At 35.0% G+C, this 9,401-nt stretch carries 7 protein-coding genes; all 7 read right to left on the bottom strand.

The features are described from left to right. Window positions 1–128: 128 nt before the first annotated feature. Window positions 129–2,651, bottom strand: coding sequence for a DNA gyrase subunit A (gyrA, locus tag NST77_RS20615; protein WP_095333219.1), 2,523 nt, complete (start codon window positions 2,649–2,651; stop codon window positions 129–131). Window positions 2,652–2,817: 166 nt separating this feature from the next. Further along, window positions 2,818–4,749, bottom strand: coding sequence for a DNA topoisomerase (ATP-hydrolyzing) subunit B (gene gyrB / locus NST77_RS20610; protein ID WP_095333220.1), 1,932 nt, complete (start codon window positions 4,747–4,749; stop codon window positions 2,818–2,820). A gap of 57 nt (window positions 4,750–4,806) precedes the next feature. Beyond that, window positions 4,807–5,052: an extracellular matrix regulator RemB gene (remB, locus tag NST77_RS20605; protein WP_047944610.1), complete on the bottom strand. Its 246-nt coding sequence runs from the start codon at window positions 5,050–5,052 to the stop codon at window positions 4,807–4,809. 15 nt (window positions 5,053–5,067) lie between these two features. Then, window positions 5,068–6,186: a DNA replication/repair protein RecF gene (recF, locus tag NST77_RS20600; RefSeq protein WP_163185947.1), complete on the bottom strand. Its 1,119-nt coding sequence runs from the start codon at window positions 6,184–6,186 to the stop codon at window positions 5,068–5,070. A 14-nt stretch (window positions 6,187–6,200) separates the two neighbouring features. After that, window positions 6,201–6,413 carry a S4 domain-containing protein YaaA gene (gene yaaA, locus NST77_RS20595; RefSeq protein ID WP_047944608.1) on the bottom strand — a complete coding sequence of 71 codons (213 nt, stop codon included), beginning with the start codon at window positions 6,411–6,413 and terminating at the stop codon, window positions 6,201–6,203. Between the two features lie 217 nt (window positions 6,414–6,630). After that, a complete protein-coding gene (gene dnaN, locus NST77_RS20590) occupies window positions 6,631–7,764 on the bottom strand; it encodes a DNA polymerase III subunit beta (protein WP_095333223.1) in 1,134 nt (377 codons plus the stop codon). Window positions 7,765–7,962: 198 nt separating this feature from the next. Further along, entirely contained in the window at window positions 7,963–9,303 is a 1,341-nt protein-coding gene (gene dnaA / locus NST77_RS20585; RefSeq protein ID WP_095333224.1) for a chromosomal replication initiator protein DnaA, read from the bottom strand. Window positions 9,304–9,401: the final 98 nt, after the last annotated feature.

Raw genomic sequence — 9,401 nt, 5'->3', positions numbered from 1 at the left:
GTAACCCATTAATTTCATCCTTTACTCCTAAAATTAACTATATATTTAAATTATATGAATTGATTTTCATAAAAAAAAGAGATGTCTCTAGGGTTTTCCTTTAAGACATCTCTCCACCATATTATTCATTATTCGTTTGAATCCGTGTCATTCTCTGAAGATGCTTGTTGACCTTCTTCAGTCATTTCCACATCTTCCACATCTTCCACTTCTTCATCTTCTTTTTCTACCTTCGCAACAGTTGCAACAAATTCATTGTCACTTTCATTTAATTTAATCAGTCGGACTCCTTGAGTGCTTCTACCCATTGTAGAAATATCGCTTACTGCCATTCTGATTAAAACGCCACCTGTTGTGATAATCATTACATCTTCTTCACCGGTAACGACTTTCATCGATACAAGATTTCCGTTTTTATCGGTAATGTTGCATGTCTTAATACCTTTTCCGCCTCTACCTTGAACTCTATATTCATCTATCGGTGTTCTTTTTCCGTAACCTTTCTTAGTTACAATCAGTATTTCTGAATTTTCTTCAAGAACTTCCATACCTACCACTTCATCTTCAGATGATAGAGTAATACCTTTTACGCCAGTTGCTGTTCTACCCATAGAACGTACATCTGTCTCTGGGAAGCGAATAAGCAAGCCGTTTTTCGTACCAATAATAATTTCCTTTGAACCATCTGTTAAACGTACAGAGATTAACTCATCGCCTTCTCTTAAGTTAACAGCAATTAGTCCATTATTTCTTATATTAGCAAAAGATGATAATGGAGAACGTTTAGATATTCCTTCTTTTGTAGTGAAGAATAAATACCAATCATCTACAAATTCTGAAACAGGAATAATTGCATTGACCCACTCATCCTTTTCCACACCTAAAAGGTTAATGATTGGAATACCTTTAGCAGTACGGCTGAATTCCGGTATTTCATACCCTTTTAATCTGTATACTTTCCCTTTATTAGTAAAGAATAGAATAGTGTCATGAGTAGATGTTGAGCTTAACTGTTCAACGAAGTCATCCTCATTCGTACCCATGCCCTGAATTCCTCTTCCTCCACGTCTTTGTGCTCGATAAGTAGATGCTGGCAGTCTCTTAATATAACCATTATGAGTTAAGGTTATAATGATATTTTCTTCTGGAATCAAATCTTCATCTTCGATGTTTTCAATTCCACCAGCAATAATTTCCGTACGACGTGTATCGTTAAATCGCTCTTTTACTTCTAGAAGCTCTTCACGAATAATTTCTAAGATTTTTTCTTCATCCGCTAGAATAGCTTTTAATTCAGCAATTAACTTAACTAATTCTTGATATTCATCTTCGATTTTTTCTCTTTCTAATCCAGTTAATCTTTGTAAACGCATATCCAGAATAGCTTGAGCTTGTTTTTCCGAAAGATTAAAGTTCGTCATTAATCCTTCACGCGCTATATCCGTGGTTCGGGAACTACGAATTAAGCTAATTACTTCATCTAAGTGATCTAAAGCGATGCGCAGCCCTTCTAGTATATGAGCTCTAGCTTCAGCTTTTCTTAATTCAAATTCTGTTCTTCTGCGAATAATAACTTTTTGATGATCCAGATAATGAGCTAAACATTGTTTTAAGTTAAGTACCTTTGGCTGCCCATCAACCAGTGCAAGGAGATTAATACCAAAGCTCGTCTGCATAGCCGTATGCTTATATAGATTATTTAATAAAACATTGGCATTTGCGTCTTTTCGCACTTCAATTACAATGCGCATTCCATTACGATCCGATTCATCTCGTAAATCAGTGATTCCATCAATTTTTTTATCGCGGACTAATTCAGCAATACGCTCTACTAGTCTTGCTTTATTGACTTGATAAGGAATCTCTTTCACAATAATAACTTCCTTACCACTAGGCTTCACTTCAATTTCCACTCGTGCTCTTAATATAATGGAACCTCTGCCAGTCTCATAGGCCTTTCTAATTCCGCTTCTACCTACGATCATTCCGTAAGTTGGAAAATCGGGTCCTGGAATAATTTCCATTAATTCAGGAATGGTAATATCAGCATTCTTACTTACAGCAAGGACTCCATCTATTACTTCTCCTAATTGATGTGGAGGGATGTTTGTAGCCATTCCGACCGCTATCCCACTTGTACCATTCACTAGTAAGTTAGGGAATCGAGAAGGTAATACTACTGGTTCCTTTTCTTCTCCATCAAAGTTTGGCTTGTAATCAATTGTATCTTTATTAATATCACGTAATAGCTCCATTGCTATTTTTGACATTCTTGCTTCCGTATAACGCATCGCTGCGGCAGAGTCACCATCTACAGATCCAAAGTTACCATGCCCATCAACAAGCATATAGCGATAGTTAAAATCCTGAGCCATACGAACCATTGTCTCATAAACAGCACTATCACCATGTGGATGATACTTCCCGATAACTTCCCCAACAATACGGGCCGATTTCTTAAACGGCTTGTCAGAATGCATTCCAAGATCATGCATCGCATATAAAATACGTCGGTGTACAGGTTTTAGTCCATCTCGTACATCTGGAAGAGCACGAGAAACAATAACGCTCATCGCGTAATCTAAAAAGGAATCACGCATTTCTTTACTTATATTTCTATCTTTAATTTGAGAATTTGGCATATCAGCCATGTAAAGGAACCTCCTTAAGAAACAATTAGATCATCTTCTTCCTGACAAAAAGTGTTTTTAGAAAAAGAATATCTAATCGAATTCCTTATGATTAATAGGAATAACTAACTTCTAAAGAAACACACAAGGTGCCAATCTAATCAGCACCAAATTTCTTTTCCTATCTTTAAACATCTAGGTTTTTAACGTAGGTCGCATTTTCTTCAATAAAGTTTCTGCGTGGCTCTACTTTATCACCCATTAGCATTTCAAATGTTTCATCTGCCTCAATGGCGTCATCTAAACTTACTTGTAAAAGTACTCGGTGTTCAGGATCCATTGTTGTATCCCATAACTGCTCTGCATTCATTTCTCCTAATCCTTTATAACGCTGTATATTCGGTTTAGGGGTAGCTGGTAATGTAGCTAGAACTTCTTGTAATTGTTTATCACTATATGCATATTCTAGCTTTTTCCCTTGTTTAATGCTGTATAGTGGCGGTTGCGCGATATAAATATAACCAGCTTCTACAATCTTTCTCATATAACGGTAGAAAAAGGTTAATAATAATGTTCGAATATGAGCACCATCAACATCGGCATCTGTCATAATAACAATTTTATGATATCTCGCTTTGGATATATCATAATCATCCCCAATTCCTGTTCCAATTGCAGTAATCATGGAACGAACCTCATTGTTAGATAAAATCCGATCTAGTCTAGCTTTTTCAACATTAAGTATTTTACCTCTTAGCGGCAGGATTGCTTGGAAATGACGATCTCTACCTGATTTTGCAGAACCACCAGCAGAATCTCCCTCTACTATGAATAGTTCACTAATTTTCGGGTCTCTTGAAGAACAATCCGCCAATTTTCCTGGTAAGCTCGAAACTTCGAGAGCACTTTTACGACGAGTTAATTCTCTTGCTTTTTTCGCAGCAATCCTTGCTCTTAAAGCCATTTGACCTTTGTCAACAATTTTACGAGCCACCGTAGGATTTTCTAAAAGGAACTTCTCAAGGTGTTCAGAAAAAACAGTATCTGTAATGGTACGAACTTCTGAATTTCCTAGTTTGGTTTTTGTTTGTCCTTCAAACTGTGGATCTGGATGTTTAACAGAGACGATTGCAACAAGACCTTCTCTTACGTCTTCACCCGAAAGATTCGTATCTGATTCCTTTAATAAGTTATTCTTTCTTGCATAATCATTAATTACACGGGTGAGGGCTGTCTTAAAGCCAGCTTCATGAGTTCCACCTTCATGCGTATTAATATTATTTGCAAATGAATGAATATTACCGGTATACCCGTCATTATACTGGAAAGAGATTTCAACTGTTATCCCGTCTTTTTCTCCTTCAATATAAATTGGTTCTTCAAAAAGGACCTCTTTATTACGATTTAGATGCTCTACGTATGATTTTATACCACCTTCATAATGGTATTCTTTTCTTTTTTCCAATCCTTCACGTTTATCTTCAATCGTAATACGAATATCACGATTTAAGAAAGCAAGCTCTCTAACGCGATTAGCTAATGTTTCATAGTCATATTCTAATGTTTCCTTGAAAATTTCGCCGTCTGGCTTAAAGTGTGTAGTGGTTCCAGTAGTATCCGTTTCACCAATAATTTCTAAATCAGCAGCAGGAACCCCTTTTTGGTATTTTTGGTAATAAATATTTCCATCCCGATGTACAAAAACTTCTAATTCTGTCGAAAGTGCGTTTACTACCGAAGCACCTACCCCATGAAGTCCACCAGACACTTTATAACCGCCGCCGCCGAACTTTCCTCCGGCATGGAGAACTGTCATGATTACTTCTACAGCTGGTCTTCCCATTTTTTCCTGAATACCAACGGGAATACCACGACCATTATCTTTAACCGTAATACTATTATCTTGTTCGATAATAATATTTATTTCATTACAGAAACCAGCTAACGCTTCATCAATACTGTTATCGACAATTTCCCACACTAAGTGATGCAGACCTCGGCCACTTGTTGACCCGATATACATTCCTGGTCTTTTTCTAACAGCCTCTAAGCCTTCTAAAACCTGTATCTGACTCTCATCATAAGATTGTTGTTCAACTGGATTTTGTTCCGTTGACATATCGATCACCTAACTTTCTATTGACATCAAAAAATTTTTTCATTTAATTTTGCATCATTAGTACTCTTGAATAGTTAACTGGACTATTCTTTTTTTTAACGTATTAGAAGCAATCGGCGAAAAATAGATAGTATCCTTCGTTATCACAATAGATTTATAAGTGGAACTTTTCCCATTGGTCATTGCTTTTTGTCGTTCTAGAAATTCCTTTGAGATAGGAGAGGACTCAACTGTCTGTTTATCTAATATAGTTAAAATTTCTGAAGTTCGCACAAGAATATTTTCTCCAATATGAACGTACACTTTTTCACCTCAAAGTTATTGAATCTTTTTAATCGTTCCGGATTCAACCTGAAAAGTAGCAGCTTCTTTTAACGTTTGATGGTCAATTCCATCAACATTGGTTGTTGTCACAAAAGTTTGCACTTTCCCTTGAATGGTATTTAATAAATGAGATTGCCGGTAGTCATCTAATTCAGAAAGGACATCATCTAGCAGGAGTATTGGATACTCACGAATCTCAGAATAAATTAATTCAATTTCCGCCATCTTTATTGATAATGCAGTCGTTCGTTGCTGTCCTTGTGAACCAAAGGTTTGTACATCTCTATTATTCACATAAAACATCATATCATCACGATGAGGTCCGAATAACGTCATCCCTCGATCAATCTCCCGGTTTTTTAAATGTTGGAATTTTTCTTCGTATATGCTCTTCATTTTCGACAAATCTTGGTCTTCTGATACATCGACGGAAGGTTTATAGCGAATTTCTAGTGTTTCCAACCCGCGAGATATTCCTTTATGAATCGGAACCGCCCATTTTTCCAGCAGATGCAGGAATTCAAAACGCTTTGCGACAATTTTAACTGCCATATCTATAAATTGTTCGGTTAGTATTTCAAGCATTGTATGGTCTGTTTGTTTATTTGTTTGTAATTGTTTTAGGTAGGTATTTCGCTGGTGTAAAATTTTTTGATACTGGCTCATATCATGCAAATATACTGGTGATATTTGCCCTATTTCCATATCAATAAATCTTCTTCTAATTTGCGGGCTGCCTTTTACTAGATTTAAATCTTCAGGTGCGAACATAACTACGTTCATATTACCGATATATTGACTTAGTTTTCGCTGCTCTATATGATTAAACTTTGCCTTTTTCCCTTTTTTAGCCACGACTAACTGCATGGGAATTTTCCCATGTGCCTTAACTAATCTACCTTCTATTTTAGCATATTCTTTGTCCCAACGAATAAGTTCTTTATCATTAGAGGTTCGGTGAGATTTAGCCATAGCTAGAACATAGATAGATTCCATCACATTGGTTTTTCCTTGTGCGTTCTCTCCTAAAATTACATTTACTTTATTTTCGAAAGAAATATTCAGTTCCTCATAATTCCGGTAATTTCTCAAAAGCAACTCATCAATATACATTTGGTTTCACCCTTTTATAAAACAGTGTACTTGCCAAATGAAGGAATATTTATTTCGTCACCACTTCTTAATTTTCTTCCTCTGCGCTGATCCTGTTCCCCATTCACAAATACCTCGTATTCTCCTAGGAACCATTTTGCCATTCCACCTGATTGTATTAACTCTGCTACTTTTAGAAATTGACCTAATGTAATATAATCCGTGTCAATTTTAATTTGATTATTCATCTTTTCACTCTCTCAACTTTAATCGTATCTTTCTATTCTACTAAATAATTTATTGATACACAAAGAAAAGTGTAATATTTCTATAAATAAGTCGTGAATAGTCGAAATGAGCAGGTTAAAACACACTCATAACTTACTTATTAATCGTTTTGTATATTCATGCAACCTCTCTATAAAAAGAAAATTGGGTGTTCATTAAACAGAACACCCAAAACTTTTAATAGGTTCTAACCGGTAATATAAGCTGCAATGTAGAATCATCATTTGTTGGATGAATAACAAATGGCCGCATCGCTCCAGTAAAACTAATTTTCACTTCTGATCCTTCAAGAACTTTCAACGCATCCATCATAAATTTAGCACTGAAAGAAATTTTTAATTCTTCCCCACTAACTGATTCACTCACTAATTCCTCCATTACTTTTCCAATTTCCGGAGTAAAAGAAGAAATTTCTATCACATTATCACTCATGGTTGAAAATTTAACAACATTATTTCGGCCTTCACGTGCAAGTAAGGAAGCACGATCAATGGATTGCAAAAATTCTTTAGAGTTTACAACAATATCCGTCTTGCTTTCAGTAGGTATTAAGCGATTGGTATCAGGATAATTCCCTTCTAACAAGCGTGAGAAAAATAGAATATGTTTCGTTTTAAATAGAATCTGGTTTTCCGTAACAAAAATTTCAACAGGCTCATCATGATCATCTAAAATTCTATTCAACTCATTTAAACTTTTTCCTGGAATAACAATATTAAATGATTGTTCTTCCTCTGTTTCTATTTTTGCTTTTCTTAAAGCTAGTCGATGACTATCTGTTGCAATACAGATTAAATCATTGTTTTCTATTTTCCAGTTTACACCTGTCAACACTGGACGTGTTTCTGAGGTGGACACTGCAAAAACAGTTTGTTTAATAATATTTTTTAGTAAATCTGTAGGAACTTTAATAGAATTTTGTTCCGAAATTTGTGGTAAATGCGGGTATTCCTCAGAATCAAGTCCATTTAAATTGAACTCTGATTTACCAGAACGGATTGTTGTTTGTAAATTATCAACCATAATTTCAACTTGGCTGGTAGGGAGTTTTTTTACAATTTCACTAAAAAACTTAGCTTGTAAAACAATAGAACCAGGCTGTTGGATATCAACTATTTCTTGATCTCCTTCTTCTTTAGGAATAAAAGATTCAATGGAAATATCAGAATCACTTCCAGTTAATGTTACTCCTTCTTCACTCGCAACAATTTTTATCCCAGTTAGAATAGGAATTGTTGTTCTACTAGTAATTGCTTTCATTACATCTTGAACACTTTGAACAAGATGGTCTTTTTGGATGATGAATTTCATTAATTAATCCTCCGATTTAAATAATTTTTGAATGTAAGTTCTAAATGCTTATTTTAATAATATATTTTAAAAAAAATAGTAGTACAAGTAGTAGGTCCTGTTAGTATGTGGATAACTATATTTAAGCAAGGAAACACAGTCTATCAACATGTGGATAGACTGTGTTTAAAGTAAGGCAAGTTATACACATTATTCTATCTAAACTTTTAAGAGTTCATTTATTTCTTTTAATTGTTTTTGAAGAAGAGAGTCAGTTAAAAGCAATTTTGATATTTTTTCATGGGCATGAATAACAGTTGTATGGTCACGACCGCCGAACTCTTCCCCGATTTTTGGTAAGGAGAAATCCGTCAATTCTCTTGATAAGTACATAGCAATTTGTCTTGGGAATGCAATGGATTTCGTTCGTTTTTTGGCTTTGAAATCTTCTAACTTGATATGAAAATGCTCTCCTACTACTTTTTGAATATCATGAATGGTTATTACTCGCGGTTTAGAGCTTGGGACTATATCTTTTAATGCTTCAGCTGCTAAATCAGCATTTATATCTTTATTAATTAAAGAAGAATATGCAACAACACGAATAAGTGCACCTTCTAGCTCGCGAATATTTGAATCTATTTGATTAGCAATATAAAGCATTACTTCATTTGGGATGTCTAACCCATCTGCTTTTGCTTTTTTTCTTAAGATAGCAATCCGTGTTTCTAAATCTGGTGGCGTAATATCTGTAATAAGTCCCCATTCAAAACGAGAACGTAGGCGATCCTCTAGTGTTGGAATTTCCTTTGGAGGACGATCACTAGAGATAATAATTTGTTTGCTTTCTTCATGTAACGTGTTAAATGTATGGAAAAATTCTTCTTGTGTTGATTCTTTTCCAGCAAGAAATTGAATATCATCTATTAAAAGAACGTCAACATTTCGATATTTATCACGGAATTCAGCACCTTTATTGTCACGGATACTATTAATAAATTCGTTTGTGAATTTCTCAGAAGATAAATAAACCACTTTAGCAGATGGATTATGATCAAGAACATAGTGGCCAATTGCATGCATTAAGTGAGTTTTTCCAAGTCCAACTCCTCCATAAATAAATAGAGGGTTATATGCTTTTGCAGGTGCTTCGGCAACAGCAAGGGAAGCTGCATGAGCAAAGCGATTTCCAGATCCAATTACAAAAGTGTCAAACGTATATTTGGAATTTAAAATAGTTTGTTCCGTAACTTCTTCTTCTTTTTTCTTTTGTTTGGTAGAAATTTGCTGATCGAATTCCTCTTCTTTTTGATTTTGAGGAATAATAAATTTTACAAGAAGTTCCTCTCCTGTAATTTCATAAAGTATTTCAGCAATCAGTTGAGAGTACCGTTCTTCTAACCAATCTCGGGCAAATTCATTAGGTGCCGTTACAACTAGAAGATCTCCTTGCAAGGAATTAGCCTTTGTAGGCTTAAGCCATGTATCAAAACTAGGTTTACTAATCTTTGTTTCGATTGTACTTAGGGCATTATTCCAGAGATCCGTTATATTCTTCAAGTATCCTCGCCTCCTTTTCTCAAAGTTAATTGTATTAGCTCTGTTCATCCTAGCAGATGATCTATCTTAAAACGTATAGAAAAAGATAATTTTCAATA

Origin of the sequence: Niallia sp. FSL W8-0177 (assembly GCF_038006285.1) — a bacterium.
Lineage (GTDB): Bacteria > Bacillota > Bacilli > Bacillales > Cytobacillaceae > Niallia > Niallia circulans_A.
This window is presented reverse-complemented; position numbering and strand designations above follow the sequence as displayed.